25 protein-coding genes are annotated in these 24,455 nt (G+C 45.3%); 12 read left to right on the forward strand and 13 right to left on the reverse strand.

What is annotated here, in order from left to right; genetic code table 11:
* The first annotated feature begins 54 nt into the window (after window positions 1–54).
* Complete coding sequence (locus tag GT360_RS07450) at window positions 55–315, forward strand: DUF2960 family protein (RefSeq protein ID WP_164648259.1); 261 nt, start codon at window positions 55–57, stop codon at window positions 313–315.
* Window positions 316–409: 94 nt separating this feature from the next.
* Here the strand turns inward: GT360_RS07450 and nagK are convergent, their stop codons facing one another.
* Window positions 410–1,318, reverse strand: a complete 909-nt coding sequence (gene nagK, locus GT360_RS07455; RefSeq protein ID WP_164648260.1) for an N-acetylglucosamine kinase — start codon at window positions 1,316–1,318, stop codon at window positions 410–412.
* A gap of 178 nt (window positions 1,319–1,496) precedes the next feature.
* Complete coding sequence (locus GT360_RS07460) at window positions 1,497–2,273, reverse strand: tRNA-uridine aminocarboxypropyltransferase (protein ID WP_164648261.1); 777 nt, start codon at window positions 2,271–2,273, stop codon at window positions 1,497–1,499.
* A 127-nt stretch (window positions 2,274–2,400) separates the two neighbouring features.
* Between GT360_RS07460 and GT360_RS07465 the strand changes: the two genes are divergently transcribed.
* Together GT360_RS07465 and GT360_RS07470 are read left to right on the forward strand one after the other, a co-directional pair.
* A complete protein-coding gene (locus tag GT360_RS07465; protein ID WP_164648262.1) occupies window positions 2,401–3,186 on the forward strand; it encodes a sterol desaturase family protein in 786 nt (261 codons plus the stop codon).
* A gap of 43 nt (window positions 3,187–3,229) precedes the next feature.
* Entirely contained in the window at window positions 3,230–3,679 is a 450-nt protein-coding gene (locus GT360_RS07470; protein ID WP_420825424.1) for an NlpC/P60 family protein, read from the forward strand.
* 67 nt (window positions 3,680–3,746) lie between these two features.
* Here GT360_RS07470 and GT360_RS07475 read toward each other — a convergent pair whose 3' ends face one another.
* Window positions 3,747–4,091 (reverse strand): DUF3802 family protein, encoded by a 345-nt coding sequence (locus tag GT360_RS07475; RefSeq protein WP_164648263.1) that lies wholly within the window; start codon window positions 4,089–4,091, stop codon window positions 3,747–3,749.
* Between the two features lie 285 nt (window positions 4,092–4,376).
* Here GT360_RS07475 and GT360_RS07480 point away from each other — a divergent pair, with 285 nt between their 5' ends.
* Both GT360_RS07480 and GT360_RS07485 read left to right on the forward strand, forming a co-directional pair.
* Window positions 4,377–5,267: a fructosamine kinase family protein gene (locus GT360_RS07480; RefSeq protein ID WP_164648264.1), complete on the forward strand. Its 891-nt coding sequence runs from the start codon at window positions 4,377–4,379 to the stop codon at window positions 5,265–5,267.
* Between the two features lie 204 nt (window positions 5,268–5,471).
* Entirely contained in the window at window positions 5,472–5,675 is a 204-nt protein-coding gene (locus GT360_RS07485) for a CPXCG motif-containing cysteine-rich protein (protein ID WP_164648265.1), read from the forward strand.
* A 78-nt stretch (window positions 5,676–5,753) separates the two neighbouring features.
* On the opposite strand, the gene GT360_RS07490 is transcribed toward GT360_RS07485, so the two are convergent.
* Window positions 5,754–6,362, reverse strand: a complete 609-nt coding sequence (locus GT360_RS07490) for a riboflavin synthase subunit alpha (protein WP_164648266.1) — start codon at window positions 6,360–6,362, stop codon at window positions 5,754–5,756.
* A 131-nt stretch (window positions 6,363–6,493) separates the two neighbouring features.
* Here GT360_RS07490 and GT360_RS07495 point away from each other — a divergent pair, with 131 nt between their 5' ends.
* Window positions 6,494–7,864 (forward strand): MATE family efflux transporter, encoded by a 1,371-nt coding sequence (locus GT360_RS07495; RefSeq protein ID WP_164648267.1) that lies wholly within the window; start codon window positions 6,494–6,496, stop codon window positions 7,862–7,864.
* Between the two features lie 105 nt (window positions 7,865–7,969).
* Entirely contained in the window at window positions 7,970–8,968 is a 999-nt protein-coding gene (locus tag GT360_RS07500) for a DUF3080 family protein (RefSeq protein ID WP_164648268.1), read from the forward strand.
* Here GT360_RS07500 and GT360_RS07505 read toward each other — a convergent pair.
* A complete protein-coding gene (locus GT360_RS07505; protein ID WP_164648269.1) occupies window positions 8,939–9,802 on the reverse strand; it encodes a DNA ligase in 864 nt (287 codons plus the stop codon). The two genes, GT360_RS07500 and GT360_RS07505, sit on opposite strands and share 30 nt — an antisense overlap.
* Window positions 9,803–10,108: 306 nt before the next feature.
* Between GT360_RS07505 and GT360_RS07510 the strand changes: the two genes are divergently transcribed.
* The gene (locus GT360_RS07510) at window positions 10,109–10,684 is read left to right on the forward strand and encodes a nucleoside triphosphate pyrophosphohydrolase family protein (protein WP_164648270.1); all 576 of its coding nucleotides are present in this window, start codon (window positions 10,109–10,111) and stop codon (window positions 10,682–10,684) included.
* 250 nt (window positions 10,685–10,934) lie between these two features.
* Here the strand turns inward: GT360_RS07510 and btuD are convergent, their stop codons facing one another.
* The 8 genes from btuD to GT360_RS07550 all read right to left on the reverse strand — a co-directional run bounded on the left by btuD (window position 10,935) and on the right by GT360_RS07550 (window position 17,590).
* Entirely contained in the window at window positions 10,935–11,690 is a 756-nt protein-coding gene (gene btuD, locus GT360_RS07515) for a vitamin B12 ABC transporter ATP-binding protein BtuD (protein ID WP_164648271.1), read from the reverse strand.
* The gene (btuC, locus tag GT360_RS07520) at window positions 11,677–12,672 is read right to left on the reverse strand and encodes a vitamin B12 ABC transporter permease BtuC (protein ID WP_164648272.1); all 996 of its coding nucleotides are present in this window, start codon (window positions 12,670–12,672) and stop codon (window positions 11,677–11,679) included. The genes btuD and btuC overlap by 14 nt, the downstream gene beginning before the upstream one ends.
* A 28-nt stretch (window positions 12,673–12,700) precedes the next feature.
* Window positions 12,701–13,732, reverse strand: a complete 1,032-nt coding sequence (locus GT360_RS07525; protein ID WP_164648273.1) for a succinylglutamate desuccinylase — start codon at window positions 13,730–13,732, stop codon at window positions 12,701–12,703.
* Window positions 13,733–13,970: 238 nt separating this feature from the next.
* Window positions 13,971–14,585: a histidine phosphatase family protein gene (locus GT360_RS07530; RefSeq protein ID WP_164648274.1), complete on the reverse strand. Its 615-nt coding sequence runs from the start codon at window positions 14,583–14,585 to the stop codon at window positions 13,971–13,973.
* Window positions 14,586–14,587: 2 nt separating this feature from the next.
* On the reverse strand, window positions 14,588–15,133 hold the full coding sequence (gene cobU, locus GT360_RS07535) for a bifunctional adenosylcobinamide kinase/adenosylcobinamide-phosphate guanylyltransferase (RefSeq protein ID WP_164648275.1): 546 nt from the start codon (window positions 15,131–15,133) through the stop codon (window positions 14,588–14,590).
* A gap of 19 nt (window positions 15,134–15,152) precedes the next feature.
* Window positions 15,153–15,929 carry an adenosylcobinamide-GDP ribazoletransferase gene (locus GT360_RS07540; protein ID WP_164648276.1) on the reverse strand — a complete coding sequence of 259 codons (777 nt, stop codon included), beginning with the start codon at window positions 15,927–15,929 and terminating at the stop codon, window positions 15,153–15,155.
* The gene (gene cobT, locus GT360_RS07545; protein ID WP_164649614.1) at window positions 15,929–16,957 is read right to left on the reverse strand and encodes a nicotinate-nucleotide--dimethylbenzimidazole phosphoribosyltransferase; all 1,029 of its coding nucleotides are present in this window, start codon (window positions 16,955–16,957) and stop codon (window positions 15,929–15,931) included. Before cobT ends, GT360_RS07540 begins: the two co-directional genes overlap by 1 nt.
* A 21-nt stretch (window positions 16,958–16,978) precedes the next feature.
* A complete protein-coding gene (locus GT360_RS07550; protein ID WP_164648277.1) occupies window positions 16,979–17,590 on the reverse strand; it encodes a flavin reductase family protein in 612 nt (203 codons plus the stop codon).
* A 294-nt stretch (window positions 17,591–17,884) separates the two neighbouring features.
* Here GT360_RS07550 and GT360_RS07555 point away from each other — a divergent pair, with 294 nt between their 5' ends.
* The 4 genes from GT360_RS07555 to GT360_RS07570 all read left to right on the forward strand — a co-directional run bounded on the left by GT360_RS07555 (window position 17,885) and on the right by GT360_RS07570 (window position 24,408).
* The gene (locus tag GT360_RS07555; protein ID WP_164648278.1) at window positions 17,885–18,571 is read left to right on the forward strand and encodes an NAD(P)H-binding protein; all 687 of its coding nucleotides are present in this window, start codon (window positions 17,885–17,887) and stop codon (window positions 18,569–18,571) included.
* Between the two features lie 101 nt (window positions 18,572–18,672).
* Window positions 18,673–19,824, forward strand: a complete 1,152-nt coding sequence (locus tag GT360_RS07560) for an efflux RND transporter periplasmic adaptor subunit (protein WP_164648279.1) — start codon at window positions 18,673–18,675, stop codon at window positions 19,822–19,824.
* Window positions 19,825–19,834: 10 nt separating this feature from the next.
* On the forward strand, window positions 19,835–22,978 hold the full coding sequence (locus GT360_RS07565) for an efflux RND transporter permease subunit (RefSeq protein WP_164648280.1): 3,144 nt from the start codon (window positions 19,835–19,837) through the stop codon (window positions 22,976–22,978).
* Window positions 22,975–24,408 (forward strand): efflux transporter outer membrane subunit, encoded by a 1,434-nt coding sequence (locus GT360_RS07570; RefSeq protein ID WP_164648281.1) that lies wholly within the window; start codon window positions 22,975–22,977, stop codon window positions 24,406–24,408. Before GT360_RS07565 ends, GT360_RS07570 begins: the two co-directional genes overlap by 4 nt.
* Window positions 24,409–24,455 lie beyond the last annotated feature (47 nt).

Below are 24,455 nucleotides of genomic sequence, written 5' to 3' on the forward strand. Positions count from 1 at the left end.
GACAATCGCCACGTAAGCGGTCACAATCGGCGGCCAAGAATTTAAGGAGTTACCATGGCTAGAACCATTATCTATACCTACAAAGACGAAGAGAAACGTTTAACGTTTTCATACCAACAGCACCGCAATATCCATGAAGCCGTTGCTGAGGCTGAAGGTATCGATATTTCGGAGTTTCTAAAAATGGAACAGCAGATCGAAGCGATTTCAGACACTAAAGCGGTTCGTAACTATCGTGATAACCACTTTAGAAAGTTGGGTTTTGGTAAAATCACACTTGAGCAGCGTGAAAATCGCGGTGTGGGTAAAAAATAACACCTGACTTAGTGCTAAAACTTGACGTTAATTGTCATTAATCAAAAGCCCCGATGAATCATCACCGGGGCTTTCTCATTAACTCAAACTCAGACTATTTGATGTTCAGGAAGGCTGCACCGCGCACACCACCAGAATCGCCGTGTTTTGCTTTCACAATCTTAGGACATTTTGCTACTGACAGTAGGTACTTTGGAATACGCTTTGGCATCTCTTCATAGATAAGCTCAAAGTTAGATAGGCCACCACCCAATGCAACGACATGTGGGTCATTCGCTGTAAATAGGTTTGCAAAACAAATAGCCAGAAGCTCCATAAAGCGATCAACATGCTCTGCCGCTTTCTCACAGCCAGCTTCATTCGCTTTGATAATATCGATGGCTTTCTTCTCTTCACCGAAGTAGTGAGCGTAGATAAGCTCAAAACCGCGACCAGATAAGTAGCTATCTTGACAGCCTTTTTTACCACAGCCACAACCAAGCAGCGGAGCATTGTCACCTAGGTGGAACCAAGCGTCGATCGGCAGACGCATGTGGCCGACTTCACCAGCAACATTGTTGCGACCAGAGAACACTTTACCGTCATAGATCAATCCGCCGCCAAAACCAGTACCTAGGATCAAACCCATCACTGATGGTGCATCTTGAAGCTCTTCATCCCAAGCTTCTGACAGTGCAAAACAGTTAGCATCATTTTCGATTTTAACCGTACGGCCAATCTTTGCTTCCAAATCTACACGCAGTGGCTGGCCTTTCGCAGCAGGAATGTTAACGGTTAATACTGTCCCATCATCTGCGTCTTCCATACCAGGAAGACCAAGGCCAATTTTGCCTTCGCAGTTCAGTTCTGCATCGTACTTTTCCACCAGACCTACAATCGTGTCTACTAATAATTGATAGTCATCTGTTGGTGTTGGTACGCGTTCGGTGGCGACACGTTGAAGCTGGTCATTAAATGCGCCAAATTCGATCTTAGTTCCGCCTACATCAAAGCCGTAGTACATTGAATTCTCTCCTTAAAAAGCCTGGCAAACGTCTCGTTATTGCCATAAATTTTTTCAACTTCGAGTATTATCCATATACCTACGCCTACAAACCGTGATGAACCGCGTATTATTTTCTGGATTGAGTCTGTTTGGGCAAAGCTTCATCACCTAAATCGAAAAATTGAGAGCGGTTTCTCTATTCGCCGTTAGAATTTTCGAAATTTATGAAATTTTTCCATTGATTGAGTGCTGGGCGTGTCGGATCTGATTTGTAGCGCGTCTTACTTAGCATATAAGTTTCACGGAAACACTCAAACCAAAGCTGCAATGCTTTGCCTGCTTGTTGTTCATTTAGCTGCTCAAGAACCAGTGAAGCAACTTCAGCCGTCGATAAGTGCTGTTCATTATCGGAGCTACGCATCAGATATTCAGAAATCTGTTGCGGTTCTATCGATAATACAGGGAGATGAGATAAATAATCGGAACGGCGAAACATCTTACGCGCTTCTCTCCAACTACCATCTAAAAAGATTGGGAGTAACGTTCTACTACTGTCAATGCCATCACTTGTGCTTCGACCCTGCAGCTCAAGGAGTTTATAACTATCTACCAAACGAGTTTGGTCATCAACGTATTCATCTGGAAAGACAACAAAAGGCAGGTAGCGTGTGTCTTTAAGCAGTCCTAGGAGCTCTTGTTGTGGCTCAGTACGATTCCATGCGAATACGCAGGTATCATGAACAACATCAGCAATCAGCCGCCCTGTATTACTGGGCTTAAAGGTTTCGTTGTCAGAGACAAGAATCAGTGCTGCGATATTACATTCAACCTGCGGTTGTAAATCACATAAACAGTTGTGCTCTGCAACCAAACAGTGACGACAGCGAGAGACCTTCGCTCCCCTTGCATTAAATGGCTTAGTTGATGTTTTTAAACGTTCTTCACGTAATAAGTGGAAAGCGTGTATTCTCATGGCAAACACAGTGTTATCTTGTCAAAAGGAAGCGCATTTTACACAGCTAGGCCTAGACTGTGAAGCTATGTCCCGATGCAGATAGATCACAGTGAAGACAGATCACGACCATGAGGATAGAAGGTACATGGAGATTGAATCAATCCGATTTGGATTCTTTATAGGCATACTGTTCATTTGCACAGTATGGGAAATTATCGTACCCAAACGGTCACTAACACAATCAAAATGGTTTCGTTGGTCAAACAATTTAGGGCTCGTGGCTCTTAATGGCTTATTGTTAAAAATCACCCTCCCTTTATTAGCCATCGACGTTGCACTCGTGACAGAAGACCAAGGGTTTGGTGTTTTCAATTGGTTGTCACTGCCACTTTGGCTTTCAGTGCCAATAACCGTATTCGTGTTGGACTGTGTTATCTACTGGCAACATCGACTGTTTCATCAGGTGCCTTTACTGTGGAAGCTACATCGAATGCACCATAGTGACCAAGATATTGATGTCACAACCGGAGCACGTTTTCATCCCATAGAAATTGTACTGTCTATGTTGATTAAAATCGTTGCCGTCGCAATCATTGGCGCACCCGCGATTGCCGTACTAATCTTTGAGATACTTCTGAACGGCAGTGCGATGTTCAATCATAGTAACGCTCGCCTAAGCACTGACTTAGACCGCTTACTGAGAACCGCTATCGTGACGCCTGACATGCACCGCGTTCACCATTCAACAATACGAAAGGAGTGCGATTCCAACTACGGTTTCTTTTTGTCGATATGGGACCGCTGTTTTGGTAGCTATATCGACCAACCGCAACACGGACATCAAGGCATGCAAATAGGTGTCGATCGTTTCAGGGCACGCAATGAGCAGCGTATTGATAAGATGTTAACCCAGCCATTCAGGTCGAAATAATGATTCCATTGGTAAGAACAAGATTTGGCTAAAGGACGAGAGTTTGAACTACAAAACCCCATTTTTAGCGCTGGCTATACTCATCACTGGTTGTGCTACTGCTCCATCGAATGATTATTCACAGCATACACTTGACCATCAATACAACTCGCTCTATCAAAGTTGGCAAGGCGTGCCCTATGTTTTAGGAGGCAACACCAAGCAAGGCATTGACTGCTCGGCTTTTGTTCAGGTCGCCTACTCCACTGTTCATGGAAAGCATCTCCCGCGTACTACTAGTGAACAGAGCCAAGTCGGTAAAAAAGTCGCGTACAGCAAGGCAAGAGAAGGCGATTTAGTGTTCTTTAAAACCGGATACAAAACTCGACATGTCGGCATCTATCTGGGAGGGAACCAGTTTCTTCATGCGTCGACATCACGAGGTGTGATCATATCAAGGCTTGATAACCCCTACTGGGCGGATAAGTTTTGGCATTTTCGAAGTGTTATCTAGAAACAAATCGGTAGAAACAAACCAGGCTACATTAAGAGCCCGATTTGTTGTTGAGTTGCGAGCTAACCTAGTCGTATTTGGCAACCGCTGAATCAAATAAGTTCTTAACTAGGCTAATGTATTCATCTAAGAATGCGATTTGACTATTGGTGGCTGGCTTTGCCCAAACACCAGCCAATACTTCCCCTAAATCAGCAACAACAGAATCGGCCTCTTTTAACAGAGTGAAGCGAACACTTGAATGAAGTTCAGGGTTTTGATCGAAAACCGCCATGATATTAGATGCTATGAGATCAGTAACAACATCTTCAATACTTTCAGCCCCAGTATCGTCCATGTTGTTTGAAAATAAATCCAGATTAAACGTCAGGTGTTCAATCAGGGCAAGATAGCCATCCGTCTCTACAACCACACAATGCTCCTACTCAATGCTGAGTGTTGTTTGTTGTCGATAGCGCGCTTAAAACTATCAACATATTATCTGTCCTATACTATTGGCCTCAAACAATCACTTCAAGTTAATAACCTTATTTATTTAGAGTGTTAGATTAATGATTATCCACATTGGTGATAATTCTCACAATTCCCTGATAGCAGGACTGATTTATTAATAAAAGGTGACAGTTATCTGAGCTTGTATTGAGGATTCATCTACAATTAGGAGGAATCTTCCGTAACTGACGATGGAGAAGCCTCTATGTGGCGAGCAATTGAGCAGGCAATTTCTGAGCACTTCGGTACCCCATTTAGCATAGAGGAGCACGAGAAGTTATCGGGAGGTGATATCAATCAGGCGTATGTGATCAGTGGAGAAGATCAAAGATACTTTGTCAAAGTTAATGATAAGGCTCATCTAGAGCGCTTTCAATTAGAAGCGGAACAGCTCAACCAGCTAAAACTATCCAATACCGTCAACACCCCGCAAGTCATTACCTCCGGTAACAGTAAACAGCATGCATTTTTAGTCCTTGAGTACATCGTCCTTAAATCCTTAGACAAAGCCGGTGGGTCATATGAGTTTGGTAAACAACTCGCGAAACTACACCGTTGGGGCGATCAAAAGGAGTATGGCAACGACATTGATAACTTCATTGGCGACACCCTACAACCAAACTCTTGGATGAAAAATTGGTCCCGCTTTTTTTCTGAGCAGCGAATTGGTTGGCAGCTACAACTGCTTAAAGAGAAAGGTGTTCATATTGTCGATATCGATGACTGTATTGAGGAAGTGCATCAACGTCTACTCAACCACTCCCCACGCCCCTCTCTACTTCATGGCGATCTTTGGCATGGTAATGTCGCGCAAAGTGTATCGGGACCTGTGGTGTATGACCCGGCGAGCTATTGGGGAGACCGAGAGTGTGATATCGCCATGACTGAGTTATTTGGTGCGTTTGATAGTGATTTCTATAAAGGCTATGAAGATGAGTGGCCGCTAGACCATCAGTATCAGTGGCGTAAACCGGTCTACCAGCTCTACCACATTCTCAATCACCTCAATTTATTTGGAGGACAGTATCTCTCTCAAGCTGAAAGCATGATTGAAAAGATAATGACTGAGCAAACACAAGAACAGTTACCTATGTAACACTGACCGAAATAAAAATGTCATATTCGGCGATAAACTCACACAACGTGCTTAATTTCCGCCTTAAATCAACTTATGTCGCTAAACTATTTGTATGAGTAGTGATGCACACGCATACATCACTACCCTCCACTGCATATCTCCCCCCTTTTGTCGATTCAACATGCAGTGGGTGTCTCAATATAAGAAGTAAGGAGATGAGTTATGCAAACCTACACAGAGAGACGCGTACATTGCCCTCACTGCGACCATCTAATCAACGTCACTATCGACGCCTCGAATGGCAGTCAGCAATACTACGATGATTGCCCAGCTTGTTGTCACGCCATTCATATGAACGTCGTGGTCGACGAAGTTCATGACACAATCGAATTGTATTCAGATGCTGATGACGAGCAAATATTCTAATAAGAATGACGTATACCGCTTCTGAACTGAAGCGGTCGTTTTTGAGTCATCATTTAGCGGAAAGGCTCAACTAAATTGCTATGCTTTCGATGCTAGCACTCTCTCTACGGTATCAACAATCGCTTGGGTTTGAGGATCAATTTCTATGTTGACTGAGCTACCCACCTGCTTTTTACCAAATAAGGTACGCTGTAACGTTTCTGGGATAAGATGAACACAGAATCTATCGTTTTCAACCGTTCCAATCGTTAAAGAGCATCCGTCTAAGCCAACGTATCCCTTCTCAAGTACATACTTTCGAGTCGATTCATCTATTTCAAACCAAAGAGTGACGTTATTTTTAGATTCTTCTCTCGCCACGATATGTGTCATTCGGTTTATGTGACCAGACATACTGTGACCTCCAATTTCATCACCAAACTTAGCAGCTCGTTCAATGTTCACGAAATCACCAATGGAAAGCTCTCCCAAGTTAGTGATTCGCAAGGTCTCTTGCATCAGGTCAAACTTAACCGATTCACCTTTAACTTCAGTGACCGTTAGGCAGCAACCATTGTGAGCGACCGATGCCCCCACTTCTAGGCCATCTCTCATCTTGTCAGTGAAACGTAGAGTGTGAGTCTGAAATTTGTCTTTTTTATCGATGCCGATGACTTCTGCCATTCCTAAAACAATACCAGTGAACATTTTTTAGCTCCGTAAACACTTTTTCTAGCGGACAGTGTGACATTTCTTTATCATCACGCCAACAGCCACACTATGATTGTTTCAATAGACTTTATTAATGTTTTCATTCCCTTGTTGTGTAAGGAGCCCTCGTGCATCGATATAAAGAAGAAGCCGTTCGATTGATTAAACTCGCTACTCCTGTGCTTGTTGCTTCGGTGGCTCAAACCAGCATGAGTTTTGTCGATACGGTAATGGCTGGTGGCGTGAGTGCGACAGATATGGCGGCAGTGTCCATCGCTGCGAGTATATGGCTTCCTTCTATTTTGTTTGGCGTTGGGTTATTGCTCGCTTTGGTGCCTATCGTTGCTCAACTTAATGGTTCTGGTCGTCGAGTGAAGATTGCCAAAGAAGTCCACCAAGGCGCGTACCTCTCTTTTCTGGTTTCTGTCCCGATTATCCTAATTTTCCTGCAAAGCCAGGTCATTCTTGATGTCATGAACATTGAGCCTGTTATGGCGGAAAAAACGAATGGTTACATGACAGCAGTGATCTTTGCCGTGCCTGCATACCTCCTATTTCAAACTTTGCGTAGTTTTACTGACGGGATGTCCTACACGAAACCGGCAATGATTATTGGCTTCATAGGCTTACTCATTAATATCCCTCTCAACTGGATTTTTGTTTACGGTAAATTTGGCGCTCCAGCCCTTGGTGGTGTCGGCTGCGGTGTGGCAACCGCCATTGTGTATTGGGCAATGTTCTTAATGCTATTTGGTTACGTTTACAAGACGCAAAGGTTTGCCAGTGTGGGGTTGTTTTCGCAAATACATAAGCCAGAACTAAAAGCGTTAAAGCGCCTATTTAAGCTCGGTTTTCCAGTTGCTGCCGCTATGTTTTTTGAAGTCACCTTATTTGCGGTCGTCGCGATACTACTCGCTCCTCTCGGTCCTTTAGTGGTGGCCTCGCATCAAGTGGCGATGAACTTTTCCTCATTAGTCTTTATGTTACCGATGAGTATTGGTGCAGCGGTGAGCATCAGAGTTGGTCACAAGCTAGGAGAGAGAAGTGTTGAAGGCGCAAAAATCGCTTCGCATGTCGGCATTTTGGTTGGGGTATTTATTGCTGTCTTTACCGCGATTGGTACCGTTCTACTTAGAGAGTCCATTGCGACACTATATACCGACAATACTGAGGTAATTAATGTAGCGATGTCACTTTTGATCATCGCGGCGGTGTACCAAGTCACTGATACGATACAAGTTATCGCCGCTGGCGCTCTGCGTGGTTATAAGGACATGACCGCGATCTTCTACTGTACTTTCATCGCTTATTGGTTGTTGGGCTTCCCTATTGGTTACATCCTAGCGTTGACAGATTGGCTCACGGAACCGATGGGCTCGTATGGATTTTGGATAGGCTTTATCATTGGCCTATCAAGTGCAGCACTCATGCTGGCAGCGCGCCTTTATTGGATACACAAGCAGCCCGAGGAACAGCAATTACGGTTCGTAGAGTCATAAAATAGACTTGATCGAATCTGTTGAGGAACCGCTAAGCTTCAATCTGTCGATCGCTTGGTCTAATCTTGCTTTGGAGCGTACCTATAAGGGAACATTCAAAGGGGAATGGGTTTGAAAGCTTGGCGTTTAGCTGCCTATCTATTGATGGCTTTAGGCATCGTAGGTTGTAAGTCGGAGCAAGAAGACATGTTTAGTCGTTATCTAGATCGTTTGTCTAACGTTCTAGATGACGAAGCTGGACCTTTACCCCAATCGTACCCTTCCTCCCTTCCTGAAGTAAGAGAGCTACATCGGGCTCCGACTAGAATAACTCTCGGTCTTCTTGATAGCTATTCACTGCGTCAATGTGGCTTATTCCAGTTGGTCGCAGACAACAACTCAATTATGGGTAAAGTCGCCGACTCTTTTCGCCAATACGACTACCAAGTCAGCTTTATACAAACGGTAGAGCAGTGCATTGCACATGAGGATATCTCAGATGATGTGTCTGCCGCACTACAACAAGCGCTGGAGATAAAGAAAAATGAAGTCAACGCTGTATACCTTTCCAACCTAGTCTGGACGTCAACGGCAATGAGAACCCAATTAAGTGACAACCGTTGGTTCAGTGATGCGGATGCACACCACAGTGCAGTGGTCGTCGATGCGCTGGCTGCAATCGATGACAACTTCAACGAAGCTGCGGCCCATCAATGGCAGGTACTACATCACTTACAAAGCGCGCAAGAAACATTGGAAAAGCAACCCATATTGGGGCGCCTGTCATACTCTCTTCATAACACTGCGAACTACATTGAGCACATAAATCACTTTATTTCTACGCGTTTCCCAAACGTGAAGTGTGGTGAAAATAGAGACAACACACAGTATCGATATCTAACCAATGTTTTAAAGCAGCAATATATCGAGAATATTCAGCGATACACGGCCGAGCTGAATCAGATGTATTATCAGATTTCACCCCATATTAGCACCTTACGCAATGGCACACTGGCGTATCATTACAATATCGATGAGCATTACGGTCGTTTTCAAACCGCTAATTTAGAGCATGTTGAGTTATGGAAACAGTTGTCAGAACGTTGCGGGTCTCTCACGCAGTAGTCTCGCATATTTAGGTTTTCCATACTGCGTTAAACCATTGAATCGATATGTAACGGTAGTGCCGATACTCGGCGGCTTGTCTCTTAGTTGATCAGAAAGCCCTGAACCTAAGTAGAATTCAACCCCATCTGAGTTTCTTACAAGCAAAGCACCAACTTGTCCTTTGTACTTCCCTTTTCCCGCTTTATATCCAATGACCACCGCCTCTCGGTCTTGATAAGTCTTCAGCTTCAAAAGTGCATCGGTTCTACCTGATTGATACTCAACATCTATCCTCTTGAGCATCAAGCCTTCTGCGCCCTTTTCACTTAAAGCTAAAAGCTTCTGATTGAGTTCGACTTCTGAATTGATTGCATATTGTTCTACCAATGCTAAATGGGAATAGTCCCCCTGTTGTTTTGAAGATTCGAGCCAACGCGACAGTCTTGCATAGCGATTATCAAACGTATCGAGATCATGCGGCAAATCGAACAGATAAAACCCAATATTACGCCAAGCGATATCATCTGCTTGCGTATCCATCACCGTGGTTTGTACAACATGAAACCGCCCTCGCCCAGCCCAAAGCTCCCCTTCAACAGGAAAAGACGGTAGCGTTTGCGTAAACCATTTTGGGGCGTGGATAACATGACCATTCCGAGTTTTTAAGTTGACACCATCCCAATAAGCACGAATGCCGTCTAGCTTTTCACTTACCCAATATTTCTCAAGCGCCGTTTCAGGTTGATAGTCCTTTGCCAACATCAAGGGTTTAAAGTCTTCGTTAGGTGGCGTGGCTGATAAGCTGAAAGAGCCGACAATGGCAAGCGCTAATAAAGAGAGACGTATTCTCATGTGATACCTTATACCGTGGCTCGTCCCACCAACGACTTTGACATTGCATGGACCGAGGCTGAAAAGTAAAAAGCAAATAAATAGGTGAAACCGAGTGTGTGCCTATCTATCGCGAATACGGCAATACTATTTCAGCAAGCTTGTATAAAGTATGTGTGCAGTCTGTTTTTGCGAGAGACTTAAATCTGTGCGCTTAGTCAGCAAACAAACCTTGATTAGGCGCGCGATCCACCTCACGCAATGACATCTCGCTCTGCGGTCTGATATGATGCATGCATCGAAAATCACTATTAGATAAGTTGAATCATGCACCTTTCAAAACTAACGCCGGAAATCTTTAACCACCTTTACCGTGACATTACAGAGTTTCGTACTACATTCGACCTACCTGTCGCGCAGCCTTCAACCCTTGACGACAAAGCCGACACGCTACACACGTCTCTAATTATCGAAGAGTTGACGGAATTAGCAGAAGCGCCTGATAAAACAGAGCGTGCAGACGCGATTGTGGATAGCGTATATGTTTTGATGGGCCGCCTTGTGCACCTTGGCCAAGACAAGATTGAAGACAACCTATCAATCAACTACATGATCGATCTTTTACTCAATGTAGCAGCCAACCTATCTATTGATTTCCTTCCTTGTTGGGATGAAGTCCACTCAAGCAATATGAGTAAAGTATGCCGTAACGAACAGGAGTTTGCAGACACTGAAGCACATTACGCAAAGCAAGGTATTCAACTGCAAGCGGTAGTGAATGGTGATTACATCATCGCGAAATGCGCGCAGGACGTCGTGACCGCAGAAAAAACGATTCGTCAGGGTAAAGTATTGAAATCAGTATACTACCGAGCGGCTGATCTTGCTCCACTGACCAAATAGCAGATAAAAAAAGGGCCACCGAATCGGTGGCCTCCGCCAAACTGTAGCTTAATAAAGATAAGAACGAGAATGTATCGATATAGATAATGCGAGCGGCGTGCCAACATACCACTTTAGGGTGATTAATTTATTCACCCCTTATTTATCAGTGCCTTATTTAGAAAGTAACGTTACAAACAAGTCTTTAGCTATTTTAAACTGTTACTTACAGCGCTCCGTTTGCGCGCAACCTGCCCCAATTTAGCGCACATTAATCGAACACAAATAATCGATTTTTCCCTAAATCATGCAAGACAACCGACGTTTGATACACCTCTTTGACTCGCTCTTCCGTTAAAGCTTCACTCGGTAAGCCGGAATACTTTAATACGCCATTACTTAACAACATCACGCGATCCGCATGGTGGAGGCTTCGATTTAGGTCGTGGTTTGCTATGATGACCGTCAATCCCATGTCGGCAAGATGCTTAGCTAATTGATGAAACTTACTATCAAAACGAATATCGAGAGCCGCGGCGGGTTCATCAAATAGGACGAACTTAGCGTGTGGATTATACTCTGGCCAAATCTGCAAGCACGTTGCCACTATACGCACGCGTTGCCACTCTCCTCCTGATAGGTGGCTAATCGGCTTGTGGAGTTTATCCTTTAGTTCAAATTGCTCCGTTAAATGAGTAAACACTGCAGTAAATACGTCACTTGCTTGGTTTACCCATTTAGGCACTGACACCTGAAGATATTTAAATACGGGTACATTGAATGTTGGTCGCCCTGACTGTTGCAGATAACTTCTTAATTCGGCTTGTTCAATTAACGTCGTCTCGTTGAGGAGCTTACCCCCCATTTTTATTTTGCCTTGATATGATATATCCCCCGCCAAAGCGGCAATCAATGTGCTTTTTCCACTCCCATTCGGGCCAAGTAAATGAAGCACTTCACCGGCATCAATGTGAAAGCTACATGGTAAAAGGCGGTGGTCTACCGCTAAATCTTTAACGGTAATCATGATTTTTCACCAACATCCATATGAAAATAGGCGCGCCGATAGTCGTTGTCACAACGCCAACTGGTAGTTCGCCAGAGCTTAAAGCGAGCCTTGCGATCAGATCAGCGAAAACCACTAAACTGGCTCCAGCCATTGCACTTAACGGCAATAGATAGCGGTGATCATAACCAAACCAAAGGCGAATCAAGTGTGGGACGACTAAGCCAATAAATCCGATAACGCCACCCAACGCAACCGAACTGCCCACCAACAATGCTGCACAGACAATCATGACCCATCTCAGCTTTAAAATGTCGACGCCAAGCTGCTTCGCATGACTTTCTCCAAGCATTAACTTATCTAGGTTAGAGGCCTGGGTTACTACCCACAGCAATATTGGTACAACGAGTCCTACGATAGACAATTGATACCATTGATTTCCAGCCAAGTTCCCCATCAACCAGTACAACAACTGACGCAAACTCATGTCATCACTAAAGTAAAATGCCCAAGTCACAACCGCACTCGACAATATTCCCAGAGCCACACCCACGAGTAATAGTCGCGACGTGTTGAGCTTTAAACGGGTGGCAACAAAAACCAATAACAATGTAAACGCCAATGCCCCTAAAAACGCGCCCACCATAAACCCAAGGGGTGACGCTAACCATGGAAGGCCGAAGAGGACAACCACCATACCCAAACTGGCACCGCCAGAAATACCGATGATACCAGGCTCTGCAAGCGGGTTAGCAAGCAATGTTTGTAACACAGCACCAGCAACAGCGAGAGAGGCCCCAATGGTGATCGCTGAAATAAGTCGTGGCATACGCAGTTGTAAAAGTAACTGTTGCTCGATTTCACTTAACTCCCAAAAAGGGAAGATGGTCAATTCTCCCAACGCTAAATAAAACGCAGAGATGGTCGTAAGTAGGCTAGTAAAAATGAAAAAAGCGCGTCTCCAACGTACGCGCTCTTTGGCAATGATATGATCTAAATTCATCGTGAAGTTTCAGTATTTAACGCCAAGATCAATCATAAACTAATTGATCAGCGTCGTAGCGTGTTCGTACCGGGCACACCATGAGAGCAGCGCGCTGACCAATCGCTACGTGACGATTTGGAAATACTACCGCTTCACCTTCGTTTTTCGCCATTAGAGGTTTGTCACCGTCATGGCCGAATACTTCACCATGCTTAAACTCTGTGAAGTTCTCTACATCATCGCCAAACATGAAATCAAAATCGTCATGCATTCGCACAATGGTACGACTCACACGATAGTGGACAACGCGACGTGGGTGATGCTCTGGCTTGATTCGCGCAATAAGATCACGCAAAGTCATATCGAATGCCATTAACTTATCCAGTTGATTTTCGCCAATCTTAGCCACTTGCCCCAGCTCAATGGTCATCGCTTGAGCACCAAACTTCTCTGCGGAGAACCAACTAAAGGTGCTTGAGGGCGCGTTTGAAAGTAGCACCGCTTCGACATGACACAGCTCTACAAACTCAAACAGAGCTTTACTACGCACTGGGTGACGCGTTTTAGGACTGACTGCAAACGAATAGTGTTTCGAGAGGCGAATTGCACAGTGGAGATCTAAGTGCCAACGGTTTTGCTCAGGAGTACCTTGATAAAACTCGCTCACCACCGTTTTTAGGTTATCAGCAATCTGAGTTTCGGTCGTTGCCGGACGGCTCTTGCTATCAAACAGACGGTTCAAGTTTTCATCGACAAAGCGTTGATGAAGCGTCGTTGCCTCTGGGTGAGCAATGATAAACAGCGTTCGTTCTTGAATGGATTGAAAGCCGCTCGAAATGTCTTCAACAATCTTATCCACTAACTCTAACGGTGCTGTTTCATCACCATGGATGCCAGTCGATACGATAATATGCTTGCCGTTGTCTGCTTCAAAGTCGGCAGGCACGCATTCAACAACACCACGTTGCAGTAATTTCAGCGTTGTACCGTTATCTAACTCCAGTGTCTTGGGTTGAAAAGGTACAGCGAGATCCAACGTGTCTTTTAAGAAGGATTGCTGAAATGGTGATGATGTCATGCGTTACTCCTTGACCTTACGCACCAACTAGATTGGGTGTTGATTTTCATTGCTTTGTTCCGCTTGTTTCCTTAACGTTTTCAATAGCTCTAATGAAAACATCAGTCGGCAATGATATACGTTATTGAGCGAGAACTTGCGACATCCTATCATGATTTTGTCGGTTTTGTGACGTTAAACGGTAATCTAGGCGTGTGTGCTCACGTCTGCAGCACTTTTTAGACTCAAGTGCTGAATTTTAACTCACACAGTCAGTCAACGGCGCACCGATACTTTTTACTGACACCCAATAACCATGCTCTGGAAATAGCTCTAAATGAGTCACTGTCGCGTTACGTATTTGCAGCTTGTTATATAATTCAGCTTGCTTCCAGTCCAGTTTCAATACCTCACTCAGTATCATTCTAATCACACCACCATGTGTCACAATTAACGTATCTTGCTTCACGGTTTTACATAAATCCCACCACTTTTCTGCCACTCGAACATGAAACTCTGATAGTGATTCTGCATTGGGCAGTGGAGTCGTTGCTGGGTTTCGAGAGAACTCATCAAGCTGGCTTTCATACTCCGGGAGTTGACTAAATGGAACGCCATCAATATCACCAAAATTCATTTCTTGAAGATGAGGAGTCACCTCATACGTTAAATTAGCATCTTGACGTGTGAGTACTTTACACAACTCGTTGCAACGCTTGAGTGGTGATGTAATCACATGTTGGAAGCGCAAACTTTGATTAATTTTGTCCGCTAACTTAGTTTGGAGTTCAGTCGCAACATCGACATCAGAATGTCCATAAAGCGCAGGCGGTCCTAACACTTTTTCGTGTCGCAATAAATAAATATTCGCCATCGCTATCCCTCGCCTTTTAGCTTAAGTGGCAAACCCGCAGCAATAAACACCACATTGTCCGCAACCTTGGCAATGGCTTGGTTCATCCAACCTGCGTGGTCTACGTATCGTCGTGTCACCTCGCCCATTGGCATAATACCGAGTCCTACTTCATTCGATACTAACACCACAGTTGCCGGCGTGTTATTCAACGCATCAATAAGTTTAGCGACTCTGGCCTGAATCATTCTATCTGCCCGCTCTGGCGTGACGCTGTCACCAACCTCAACAATGACATTCGTCATCCATAGCGTTAGACAGTCAACTAATATCACTTCTGATTGTGCAGCGCATTCAATACGTTCAGCCAAAGCCAATGGTATTTCCTCTACCAGCCAATCATGACTTCTACTGGTGCGGTGATGGGAAATTCTTCGTTCCATCTCTTCATCCAGTGCCTGAGCTGTCGCCAGATAGTGTTTGGTTGAGTATTCGGTACAAGCAGCGACTTTTGCCTCGGCATAACTTGATTTACCGGAACGGGCGCCACCTAAGACTAAGGTAATCATGGTTTATTCTTCGTTCTCTTTATTGCATTAGTGACAGCATCACGATGTAAATGGTGATTTCTGCAATTTGTTGGACAGCGCCTAAGCAATCCCCCGTAAAGCCTCCTAAGCGCTTGTTTAACCAAATTTTGAATATCGAGCGCAGTACTATCATTGCAGTGACAATGAACATTGAAGAGTAGCCATTTAGACAAAGTAATGGTGTTACACCGATAGCGATGGCACACCAAAATTCTGACAACGTTTGCTTCTGTGCGAGTGGCTTGCTTTTACTGCCATTACTCTCACTCACATAGTTCATATCGTAGATAAGCGTTACCGCCACAGCTCGACTTAGCGTGTAGGCAGAGATAAGTATCAAAGCAGGAGAAACAAGGCCTGAACCTAACAGCGCTACCAACAGTTGCCACTTAAGCAACAAAGCGAGTGATAGTGTTATTGTCCCGTAAGTACCAAGCCGACTGTCCTTCATAATGGCCAAGCGGCGCTCGATGGTCATGCCCCCGCCAATACCATCCGCCATATCGGCAAGACCATCTTCATGAAATGCACCAGTGATAAGTACGCTTAACACCATGGCGAGCAAGACTGCTACCTCTAGCGGTAAGAACAGGCTAAATACGCAATATCCAAGATACACAAGAAAGCCGACTAACATCCCGACAAGAGGAAAGTAGCGGCCAGCGCGATTCATACGCTCTTCTGAATAGGGTGTGACACTTGGAATTGGGATACGAGTAAAAAAGCCCATCGCGAGCCAAAATAGCTCCATTTGGTACTTTAACGTTTTGTTCATTAAACGGTGACTCCCGCTTGTTCAAAACTCGCCATGTTGTTGTAAAACTCGGCGCTTGCTCTCAGTAAAGGCAGTGCCAACAGTGCACCGGTACCCTCGCCTAGTCTCAAGTCTAAATCGAGTAATGGTTTCGCCTCTAGCAGTGACAATACAAGTTGATGACCAGATTCATGTGAGCGGTGTGCAAAGATCATTTGTTGCAAACAGGCTGGTTTTATCAAGCTAGCGACATACGCAGCAACGGTCACGATAAAGCCATCGACCAAAACAGCGATATTACGCTCTTGCGCGGCAATAAATGCACCAACCATCTGCACTATTTCAAAGCCACCGACTTCTGCCAGCACCTCGTTAGGGTCTCTACTGTCAAATCGAGCCAGAGCCGTTTCGATCAACGCTTTTTTCAATTCTAGCTGATCATTTGTAATTCCAGTGCCATAGCCAACACACTGCTCAACAGGCTGTTGAGACAGTGCTGCCAAGATTGCCGAAGCCGAACTGGTGTTAGCGATCCCCATCTCACCGAATAACACGGTGTTACAGCCTTGAGTTGCAATCTGATGCACCCGTTCTGCACCCATCTTAAGCCCACGCGCTACATGCTCAGGCGTCATTGCTGGCTCTGCTGAAAAATCTTGTGTGCCATTTCCTAAGGGTTGCTCAAAATAGTCAGGGTTATCCGAGGACACGCGTGCGATCATACCGCAATCGACGATCTGCATTGCAACGTCGTTTACACGACAAAAACAGTTCGCAGCCGCTCCCCCTACGAGAAAGTTAGCCACCATCTGCTGGGTAACGACACTTGGTGCAATACTCACTCCTTGTTCAGCAATACCATGGTCACCTGCAAATAGAATCAATGTTGGCTGGTTTATCTCTATTTTTTCTGGTGCATGCTCGCTGCCCCGAGCCTGAATGAGCGCCATTTGTAGAGCAACTTCTTCGAGTTGGCCAAGTGCGCCTAATGGCTTGGTCTTATTGTCGATTTTGTGTTGAATGGATTTCATTAGTGGAGAGATCGGCATCATTGCTTTCTTCGTTCCTTGTTATTTGGGGCGGTTGACAGTAAAAACGTCTTTAAGCATCGCGTATTCTTGTCCCCCTAGACGCATTAATGGGTCTAGAGACGTGGCATCGACATTCAATCTATCATCTGCAATGTCTGAAATGGTGTCATCTAAGTAGACCGTTTCGATCTCGATGAAGACCAGTGATTGAGGAGTCGCGCCCATTTCGATAACTTCATGAAGTTTGCAACCAAAGGCGATTTTTGCTGAGGCAACTCTCGGCAACGGGAAGCCATCAAACGAGGTCAATGCAATATCGTTTTGCGTCACTTCAGACTCACCATGCTCTAACGTTGCCGCAGTTTGAGTCACTTGTTCTGCATGCTCTCCGCTTGCAATATGGAGTACACAACGCTGTGTTTGCTCTAAATTGACAACCGTGTCTTTGCGATCCCCATTTGGCTTTTTACCGACTGAAAACATCATCAATGCAGGCTGACTCGACACTGCGGTAAAGTAAGAGAAAGGCGCCAAATTGTAGTTTTCCTCTCCGGACTCCGTTAGCACCCACGCGATCGGCCTTGGCACGATGGTTTGAGTCATTAAATGATAACGTGCACTTGCGCTCAGATTGGAAAAATCAATTTTCATGGAGAACTCCTTTCTTATTTTTCATGAGTTTAGCCTTCTTAAGCGCTCACGGCTATAGGGTCTGTGATCGACACTTAGTGGATTAGCTATAATTGAAGGACATCAAACGTTGGCACAACAAAAATAACCAATAAGGAGATGCTATGTTTGCGAATCAAAAGACAAAGAAACCAACCTCAACGAAAAAATCAAAGAACAAAAGAAACATCCCACTTTCAATGACATAAACTGGTAAATTTGTGATTCAGTGATAAGTTAACGAATTGTCACTGGATCACAAATCGGAGCCTCAACATGCCCCCACATCCTTACACAGCCATTGTCGCCGGAGCGACAGGCCTAATTGGTGATGAACTGGTCAAACAGCTGTTAGAGGACTCACATTGCAAAGCAATCCTAGTGATGACTCGACGAGAAATTCCCTACCAAGATAAGCGCCTCATTCAGTGCGTGCATCCTCGACTCGAAATTTGCTCTCAACACCTACCCGAACTATCCCAGGCACCTATCTATGGTTTCATAGCGCTAGGCACCACCATTAAACAGGCTGGATCAAAGCAGGCTTTGGCCGATATTGATTTCACACTTGTTTGTGACGTTGCACAGCAGATGAGAGAGTTAGGCACTGAACGTCTCTGTGTTGTATCAAGTATTGGCGCATCAGCAACCAGCATGAGCCACTATTTGAAATGTAAGGGGCTGATGGAAGAGAAAATAGCAGCAATGAGCTTCGATAATCTATGTATTGTCAGACCTGGTCCGCTCGAAGGACTGAGAGAAAAGACCAGACCGAGTGAAGTGATTACTGCGTCAATCCTCAAACTGGTTAAGCCAGTAATGAAAGGAAAGTTGCGCAACTATCGGTTGATACATGGTAAAACGGTCGCACAAGCGATGTTGGCAGGGATAAAGTCAGATAAGAAAGCACAGGTGTTGTTCAGCAGAGAAATGGAAGCCATCGTTCGCCGCATCTATATGTAAGTAAGCCCCATAAGTAAGCTTAGAAACGAGACAACGCATACCTATTGATATTGTTATCAAGATTAAAGTCTATACTTGGATTTAGATTTTAAGGGGGGCGTATGAGCATCAAACCAATTTGTAAGTTGTACCTTGTCTCATCAATCTTCATGCTCGGGTGTGACAACCAGCAATCGTCTGCACCCTCTGCAGCGCTGCCCGCTCCATCCATTGGCTATACCGTCGTTCAAGCACAACCGCTTGAATTAACGGACAACATGCCAGGCAGAACGCTAGCATCATTCAAGGCCGAGGTGAGGCCCCAGGTTGGTGGTATTTTACTCAGCCAACTCTTTCAGGAAGGTGCGTTTATTGATAAAGGGCAACCACTATATCAAATAGACCCCGACTCTTTCCAAGTATCACTCGATAGCGCGAAAGCCGACCTTAGAAGAGCTAAAGCCAACCTTGCCACTGCGAGTAATCGCGCCAAGCGTTACGAAAGATTGGTGCAACAAAACGCGGTTTCTAGACAAGACTATGATGACGCCGTAGCCAGTCTTCAGCAGGCACAATCCGATGTAGAGACAGCACAAGCGTCCATCGATTCGGCGCAAATTAATCTCGATTACACACAAGTCACCTCTCCCATCTCTGGACGCATCGGTCGCTCCAGCGTAACAGAGGGGGCATTGGTGACAGCGAACCAGTCAGAACCGCTTGCCATCGTACAAACTTATGATCCCATGTTTGTAGACCTGACAGCCTCCAGCAACGACCTACTTACCTTCAGGCGCGCCCTATCAGCAGGCGATTTTTCTCGAAGTGAGCAGGACACGACCAACATTCAACTGACCTTAGAAGATGGTTCAGACTATGAATACAAGGGCACTATCCTTTTTTCTGACGTGAATATCAGCGAATCAACCGGAGCTTTCGTTCTTAGAGTGTCATTTCCCAACCCCGATAACATTCTTCTTCCGGGAATGTTTGTAAGGGCAACACTCCCAAAAGGTGTTGCGAGTGATGCCATTTTGGTTCCTGCAAAATCGGTCTCAAGAACGCCACAAGGAACCGCTCAGGTGTGGGTGATTGATGAAAATGGCGTCGTCGACATTCGCACTGTCACTGCAGATAAGCTGATTAACAATCAATGGTTAATTACTGAAGGACTCAATTCTGGAGAGAAAGTGGTCGCCGTTGGGCTGCAGTTTATTCGCCCTGGAATGAGTCTTACTAATACTTACGACGTAAGTGACAAATACCAAAACTAGGTGTAACACTATGGCGCTATTTTTTATCAACCGTCCGGTTTTTGCGTGGGTGTTAGCCATTTTGGTTATGCTCGCGGGTTTATTGGCTCTGCTTAACCTACCCGTCGCACAGTACCCGACTATTGCTCCACCCGCTATCCAAATCACCGCTTATTATCCGGGCGCCTCCGCGAAAACTGCCGAAGACTCCGTCACACAAGTCATCGAGCAGCAGATGACTGGCCTGGACAATTTGCTCTATTTTAAATCTACTTCCGACTCATTCGGTAATATTTCTATTACGCTCACTTTTTCGGCAGACACTGACCCAGACATCGCTCAAGTCCAAGTTCAAAACAAACTGCAAGCGGCCACACCACTATTGCCAACAGAAGTCCAGGCACAAGGTGTGAATGTAGAAAAAGCAAGTAGCTCATTTTTGATGGTTATTGCTTTCGTTTCAGAAGATGGCAGCATGACAGATGTCGATTTAGGGGATTACATTTCGAGTAATATTCTCGATCCTCTTAGCCGTGTCGATGGGGTTGGTCAAACCCAACTTTTTGGCGCTGAATATGCGATGAGAATTTGGCTCGACCCGTACAAACTTGAAAGTTATAAGTTAATGCCCTCGGACGTTATCGCTGCAGTTCAGGAGCAAAATGCTCAAGTTTCGGCTGGTCAGATGGGGGCGCCGCCTGCGAATCTCGGGGCCCAGTTGACCGCAACCATCACTGCTCAATCTAGGCTGCAAACTGTCGACCAGTTTCGACAAATTTTGCTTAAAGTCGATGCGGACGGCTCACAAGTACTCCTTGAAGACGTCGCGAGCGTTGAACTTGGTGCATCTACATACAGTTCTGTTTCGGCATACAATAAACTCGCCGCCGCTGGTATGTCTGTGAGTCTTGCTACTGGGAAGAACGCGCTGGATACAGCAGAAGCCGTTCGCTCCAAAATTGCCGAACTAGAGCCCTTTTTTCCACCAGGGCTCCAAGTCACCTACCCTTATGACACCACCCCTTTTATTGAAATTTCAATTGAAGGCGTCGTTCACACTCTGATTGAAGCGGTCGTTCTCGTCTTTCTCGTGATGCTGCTGTTTTTACAAAACTTACGCGCAACGTTTATCCCCACTATCGCGGTGCCAATCGTTATTCTCGGCACATTTGGGGTTCTCCTTTCCCTCGGTTACTCGATTAACACACTCACCATGTTTGCCATGGTGCTCGCTATCGGCCTATTGGTTGACGACGCCATTGTTGTCGTTGAAAACGTTGAACGGATTATGGAGGAGGAACATCTTGATGCAAGAGCGGCAACCATTAAATCCATGGAAGAGATAACCAGCGCTCTGATTGGTATTGGTATGGTGCTTTGTGCGGTGTTTATTCCAATGGCGTTTTTTTCCGGCTCAGTTGGTGCAATTTACCGCCAATTCTCGATAACGATTGTAACCGCGGTTGCTCTCTCTGTTCTGGTTGCGATTATTCTAACCCCCACACTCTGTATTGCACTTCTAAGCCATAATGAGGAATCCAAAAATAAAGGCTTTGCTGGCTGGTTTAATCGAAACTTCCACAAATTAACGGACCGCTACGTCGGCATGGTTGAGTTCATTTCACATCGAGCAGTACGTTTTATGCTGATTTATGCAGCAATTATAGGCATTGTCGGTATTCTGTTTGTCCGTCTACCAACCGGCTTCCTACCTGACGAAGACCAGGGTTCGATGATGGCAATGGTTCAGTTACCCAGCGGCGCTACACAAGAACAGACACTGGCTGTACTCGACAAAGTAGAGGACTTTTTCTTAGTTAACGAGAAAGATAACGTCGAGTCAGTATTTGCTGTTGCTGGATTCAGTTTTGCTGGCTCTGGCGCGAATACCGGTATGATGTTCATAAACCTCAAAGACTGGGATCAACGACAAACTGCCGAATCACATGTTAAAGCCATCATTGGGCGTGCAATGGGCTCTTTTCAGCAAATCACTGAAGCGGCAGTTTTCGCTTTCGCTCCACCCGCAATCATGGAGTTGGGTAATGCCACCGGTTTCAATTTCTTTTTGCAAGACCGAGCCGGACTCGGGCATGAGCAATTGATGGCGATTCAAGGCCAACTTCTCGGCACCTCAAACCAGAGCCCATTACTCACCGCCGTACGTCCAAATGGCTTGAGTGATACCCCGCTTTATCATCTTGAAATAGACCAACTAAAAGCGAGGGCATTGGGAGTCGCTATTGGTGATATCAATGCCACTATTGGCACTGCGTTCGGTAGTAGCTATATCAATGATTTTGTCGACAGAGGTCGAATTAAAAAAGTCTATGCACAAGCTTTGACCCCCTATCGTATGACACCTGAAGATATCATGGAGTGGAAAGTTAGAAACGGTGCAGGCGAAATGGTCGCAATGCGTGTGTTTACCGAAGGTGAATGGCAATATGGTTCGCCACGTTTAGAACGTTATAACGGCGTCTCGGCGGTTGAAATTGTGGGTGAGCCCGTTGCAGGCGTGAGTACTGGTGATGCAATGGCAGAGATTGAACGTATTGTTAGTGGTCTGCCCCAAGGTGTGGGCATTGAATGGACGGGGATGTCCTATCAAGAGCGAGTGTCCGGGGGACAAGCGCCCCTTTTATACGCACTGTCGATATTGATTGTGTTTTTATGTCTTGCTGCACTGTATGAAGACTGGGCAGTTCCACTTTCTGTCATTTTAATTATCCCCCTTGGAATATTGGGTGCTGTCAGTGCCACTGAGCTATTTGGACTAGAGAATGATGTGTATTTTCAAGTCGGACTCTTAACCACAATTGGTTTAGGCTCGAAAAATGCCATTATGATAGTCGAATTTGCCAAAAGTTATTATGAAGCGGGTGAGGATCTAATGCAGGCAGCTCTGAAAGCGGCGCGCATTCGTCTAAGACCGATATTGATGACCTCATTAGCGTTTGGGATGGGCGTAGTACCATTAGCGATTAGTTCTGGTGCGGGGTCTGGCGCGCAAAACGCAGTGGGTACAGGGGTAGTCGGCGGGGTAATAACGGCTACTGTTCTCGGCGTGTTATTCGTTCCTCTGTTCTTTGTCGTTGTTGAACGCCTGTTTACTGGTAAGTCTCAGCATAATCAGACATCTGAAAAAGTTCATCAAGAGGAGTCTGCCTCATGAATGCACGATTTAAAGCACTGACCCTAACTATGACTCTAGCAGGATGCACCAACTTCATACCTGAATACTCAAGACCGGAGTTGCCAGTGACAAATGACTGGCCCGTTAACCAGCAAGGGTATGAGGAGAGCAGCGTAACGAATTGGCGCTCCTTCGTGAACAATGAAGAGCTCAAGATGTTGATCGAGTTGTCGTTAGAGAACAATAAGGATCTTAAAGAAGCGCTACTTAATATCGTTAAAGCCGAAGCTCAACTCGGCCTACAGCGTGCCTCTCGTTATCCATCCATTGGCTTAGAAGCATCAAGTGCTAATCAGCGTCTATCTGAGAATTTTACTGGTGCAGACTCTTCCATTTCCCGGACTCAAAACCTTAATATCGGTCTAAGCAGCTATGAAATCGATTTTTGGGGACGTGTTTACAGTCTAGAACAACAAGCCCTTGAAAGTTATCTGGCAACGATTGAGGGGCGCCGCAATACGCAAATTACCTTAATCAGTAACGTTATCCAGGCCTACTTGACGCTAGAGTCAGACCGCCGATTACTCGAATTGGCGAAAGAAACGCTGATATCCCAACAAGACTCTCTAAAATTGACTCAAACCAGTTTCGACAATGGTGTCGCCTCAGGGCTAGATTTAGCACAGGCTAAAAGCACGGTAGCGACTTCAAAAGTCGATGTTGCGAGGTTTACGAGTCAAGTCAATGTCGACATTAACGCGCTAAACATTCTTGTTGGCACCCCAATACCCGATGAATTATTACCGACTAGCGACCAAGGAACTCGTTTCGGGGAGGTTTCCGTTGGGCTTCCCTCTCAAGTATTGCTCAATCGACCGGATGTTCTACAGGCTGAATATCTTCTAAGAGCGGCGAATGCCAATATTGGGGCTGCTCGGGCTGCTTATTTTCCGACGATTGCTCTTACGACCAATGGTGGCTTGTTGAGTGCTGACCTTGACGATCTCTTTTCCGGAGATAGCCGCTCATGGATATTCACACCGACCATTACGCTACCTATTTTTGACTGGGGTGCTAGAGAGCGAAACTCCGACATCGCTGCGACTGACCAAAAAATTGCGGTTAACAACTATGAACGAACTATCCAAATTGCTTTTCAGGAAGTAGCGGACGCTCTCAGTAATCAGGCAACATTCGATGACCAGATACAGGGCCAGCAGATGCTCGTCGATGCGTACGAGGAAAGTTTTCGCCTCTCGGAACTGCGATTTAATGAGGGGGTAGACGATTACTTTAGTGTGTTAGATTCACAACGCTCTTACTATAGCGCGCAGCAAACCTTAATCACGACGGAACTTAGCGCCCAACTCAATACAGTGACTCTGTATAAAGTGCTTGGTGCCGGGTGGAACCCAGATGACGTCCCAGTTCCTTTGACTGAAGATATGTATCTAGGTTTTGAAGACTAAAGTAAAAGCCTCAAATGATGGCCTTGCTTTAGTTTCTGATTTACGAC

The sequence above is a fragment of the Vibrio astriarenae genome (assembly GCF_010587385.1).
Classification (GTDB): domain Bacteria; phylum Pseudomonadota; class Gammaproteobacteria; order Enterobacterales; family Vibrionaceae; genus Vibrio; species Vibrio astriarenae.

Bases quoted from the DNA above. Each gene is read 5' to 3' on its own strand.
- GT360_RS07450 (WP_164648259.1), top strand. From the start codon at position 55: ATGGCTAGAACCATTATCTATACCTACAAAGACGAAGAGAAACGTTTA.
- nagK (WP_164648260.1), bottom strand. From the start codon at position 1,318: ATGTACTACGGCTTTGATGTAGGCGGAACTAAGATCGAATTTGGCGCA.
- GT360_RS07460 (WP_164648261.1), bottom strand. From the start codon at position 2,273: ATGAGAATACACGCTTTCCACTTATTACGTGAAGAACGTTTAAAAACA.
- GT360_RS07465 (WP_164648262.1), top strand. From the start codon at position 2,401: ATGGAGATTGAATCAATCCGATTTGGATTCTTTATAGGCATACTGTTC.
- GT360_RS07480 (WP_164648264.1), top strand. From the start codon at position 4,377: ATGTGGCGAGCAATTGAGCAGGCAATTTCTGAGCACTTCGGTACCCCA.
- GT360_RS07485 (WP_164648265.1), top strand. From the start codon at position 5,472: ATGCAAACCTACACAGAGAGACGCGTACATTGCCCTCACTGCGACCAT.
- GT360_RS07490 (WP_164648266.1), bottom strand. From the start codon at position 6,362: ATGTTCACTGGTATTGTTTTAGGAATGGCAGAAGTCATCGGCATCGAT.
- GT360_RS07500 (WP_164648268.1), top strand. From the start codon at position 7,970: ATGGGTTTGAAAGCTTGGCGTTTAGCTGCCTATCTATTGATGGCTTTA.
- GT360_RS07505 (WP_164648269.1), bottom strand. From the start codon at position 9,802: ATGAGAATACGTCTCTCTTTATTAGCGCTTGCCATTGTCGGCTCTTTC.
- GT360_RS07510 (WP_164648270.1), top strand. From the start codon at position 10,109: ATGCACCTTTCAAAACTAACGCCGGAAATCTTTAACCACCTTTACCGT.
- btuD (WP_164648271.1), bottom strand. From the start codon at position 11,690: ATGATTACCGTTAAAGATTTAGCGGTAGACCACCGCCTTTTACCATGT.
- btuC (WP_164648272.1), bottom strand. From the start codon at position 12,672: ATGAATTTAGATCATATCATTGCCAAAGAGCGCGTACGTTGGAGACGC.
- GT360_RS07525 (WP_164648273.1), bottom strand. From the start codon at position 13,732: ATGACATCATCACCATTTCAGCAATCCTTCTTAAAAGACACGTTGGAT.
- GT360_RS07530 (WP_164648274.1), bottom strand. From the start codon at position 14,585: ATGGCGAATATTTATTTATTGCGACACGAAAAAGTGTTAGGACCGCCT.
- cobU (WP_164648275.1), bottom strand. From the start codon at position 15,133: ATGATTACCTTAGTCTTAGGTGGCGCCCGTTCCGGTAAATCAAGTTAT.
- GT360_RS07540 (WP_164648276.1), bottom strand. From the start codon at position 15,929: ATGAACAAAACGTTAAAGTACCAAATGGAGCTATTTTGGCTCGCGATG.
- cobT (WP_164649614.1), bottom strand. From the start codon at position 16,957: ATGCCGATCTCTCCACTAATGAAATCCATTCAACACAAAATCGACAAT.
- GT360_RS07550 (WP_164648277.1), bottom strand. From the start codon at position 17,590: ATGAAAATTGATTTTTCCAATCTGAGCGCAAGTGCACGTTATCATTTA.
- GT360_RS07555 (WP_164648278.1), top strand. From the start codon at position 17,885: ATGCCCCCACATCCTTACACAGCCATTGTCGCCGGAGCGACAGGCCTA.
- GT360_RS07560 (WP_164648279.1), top strand. From the start codon at position 18,673: ATGAGCATCAAACCAATTTGTAAGTTGTACCTTGTCTCATCAATCTTC.
- GT360_RS07565 (WP_164648280.1), top strand. From the start codon at position 19,835: ATGGCGCTATTTTTTATCAACCGTCCGGTTTTTGCGTGGGTGTTAGCC.
- GT360_RS07570 (WP_164648281.1), top strand. From the start codon at position 22,975: ATGAATGCACGATTTAAAGCACTGACCCTAACTATGACTCTAGCAGGA.